This is a genomic window from Modestobacter sp. SYSU DS0511 (genome assembly GCF_054050755.1).
Genome location: NZ_JBJGZY010000074.1, coordinates 1 through 2,242, shown reverse-complemented (window position 1 = coordinate 2,242; position 2,242 = coordinate 1). Strand labels below are relative to the sequence as shown.

Sequence of the window (2,242 nt, the reverse complement as noted above, 5' to 3'; positions counted from 1 at the left end):
CCGGCCGCGCCCCCGCCGCGCCCCCCGCCCCCCCCCCCCCCCCCCCCCCCCCCCCCCCCCCCCCCCCCCCCCCCCCCCCCCCCCCCCCCCCCCCCGGTCGGCCCCCTTGCAGGGGCCCGCCGCGAGCCTGCGAGTGGCGGGGGGCAAGGGGGCCTTCCTTCAGGCGTCGCGGTGGCGGAAGAGGGCGACGGCGACGGCGAGCAGGACCGCGGTCTCGGCGGCGAAGACACCGAACCCCGCCCAGGGACCCAGGAGCGGGGAGCCGTCGAACGTCGCCACCTGGCTCACCACCGCACCCGCGTTGCCCGGGAGCAGCTTCGCGATCCACTCCCCCCACGTCCCCGGCAGGGCGAAGGCCAGGTTGCCGATGACGAAGAGCACGCCGATGCCGACGGTGATCGCGGCGGCGCTGTTGCGGATCAGCAGCCCCAGGGCCAGGCCGAACAGCCCGACCCCCGCCAGGTACAGACCGCTGCCCAGCAGTGCCCGCAGCACGCCGTCGTCGGACAGTGCGACGCCCACGCCCTCCCGGTCGAGGAACCAGTTGCCGGCCAGGTACCCCACGACCGCGGTGACCAGGCCGGCCAGGAAGAGGGTGCCGACCACCAGCAGGCCCTTGGCGGCGATGACCGCCCCCCGCCGGGGCACCGCGGTGAGGGTGGCGCGGATCATCCCGGTGCCGTACTCGCCGGTGACCACGAGCGTGCCCAGCGCGACCGCGGTGAGCTGGGCGAAGAGCATGCCCCAGGTGACGAACGCCGCGGCCGGCTCACCCGCCTCACCGCTGGCGAGGTCCCGGGCCAGGGCCCAGCAGATCAGCGTGGTCATCCCCGCACCCAGCAGGAACAGCAACGACAGCGCCCAGCGGGTCGACCGGACGGTCCAGAACTTGATCCACTCGGCGTGCAGCGCCGCCCCGAAGCCGGGGGTCCGGACACCGGGCACGTGCCGGTCGGGGTCGAGGGAGACGACGTCCGGCGCGGGAGGGGGTGCGGCGAGGGTCGAGGACTCGGTCATCGGAGGGCTCCCACGGGCTCGGCCGGGTGCGCGCCGTACTCGACGCTGCCGGCGGTGAGGGTCATGAAGGCGTCCTCGAGCGAGGACTGGACGAGGGTGAGTTCGTGCAGGTTCAGGCCGGCGCCGCCGACCAGCTCCCCGACGCCGGCGGCGTCCAGGCCCTGCACCCGTAGCTCGTCGCCGTGCCGGTCGACGTCCAGGCCGGAGCGCTGCAGCAGCTCGGCGACCTCGCCGGGCCGCGGGCTGCGCACCCGCACGTAGGAGGCGGCGTGGTCGGTGATGAACTGCGCCATGGAGCAGTCGGCGAGCACGCGGCCGCGGCCGATCACGATCAGGTGGTCGGCGGTCAGCGCCATCTCGCTCATCAGGTGGCTGGAGACCAGCACGGTGCGCCCCTGCTCGGCGAGCTCGCGGGCGAGGTTGCGCACCCAGCGGATGCCCTCGGGGTCCAGGCCGTTGACCGGCTCGTCGAGGACGACGACCGGCGGCTCACCGAGCAGCGCGACGGCGATGCCCAGCCGCTGGCCCATGCCGAGGGAGAACCGGCCGACCCGCTGGTCGGCCACGTCGGTGAGGCCGACCAGGTCGAGCACCTCGTCGACCCGCTTGGCCGGGATGCCGTTGCTGGCGGCCAGCCAGCGCAGGTGGTTGCGGGCGCTGCGCCCCGGGTGCAGCGCCCGGGCCTCCAGCAGCGCGCCGACCGAGCGCAGGGGCGCGGGGACGTCGGCGTAGCTGCGGCCACCCACGGTGACGCTGCCGCTGGTGGGCCGGTCCAGGCCGACCATCATCCGCATCGTGGTGGACTTGCCGGCCCCGTTCGGGCCGAGGAAGCCGGTGACCCGGCCGGGCTCCACGGTGAAGCTGACGCCGTCCACGGCGACCTTGGAGCCGTACGTCTTCGTGAGGTCCCGGGCGACGATCATCGCGGAGCCCGGGCCTGCTGAGCAGCGGTTGTGTCCATGCCCGAGAGCCTGTCGGCGCGCGCTCCCGCGGTACATCGGGGAGGCCCCCCAACCGACCCTGAGGCGGCCCCGACCAGGCACCCTGAGACCGCCCTGAGCCTCCTCCTCGCCGTTCGCCCGCCGTTCCCCGGCCGTTCTCCGGGGATCAGCTGAGCTCACCGTGGGGGGGGGGGGGGGGGGGGGGGGGGGGGGGGGGGGGGGGGGGGGCGGCCGCCGGGGGGGGGGGGGGGGCCCGGGGGGCGGCGGGGGGGCGGGGGGGGCGG

2 protein-coding genes are annotated in these 2,242 nt (G+C 76.4%); both read right to left on the bottom strand.

The window, feature by feature from the left end:
- Positions 1-159: 159 nt before the first annotated feature.
- Positions 160-1,017 carry an ABC transporter permease gene (locus ACI783_RS19755; RefSeq protein ID WP_457142030.1) on the bottom strand — a complete coding sequence of 286 codons (858 nt, stop codon included), beginning with the start codon at positions 1,015-1,017 and terminating at the stop codon, positions 160-162.
- Positions 1,014-1,940, bottom strand: coding sequence for an ABC transporter ATP-binding protein (locus ACI783_RS19750; protein WP_457142029.1), 927 nt, complete (start codon positions 1,938-1,940; stop codon positions 1,014-1,016). Before ACI783_RS19750 ends, ACI783_RS19755 begins: the two co-directional genes overlap by 4 nt.
- Between the last annotated feature and the right edge of the window lie 302 nt (positions 1,941-2,242).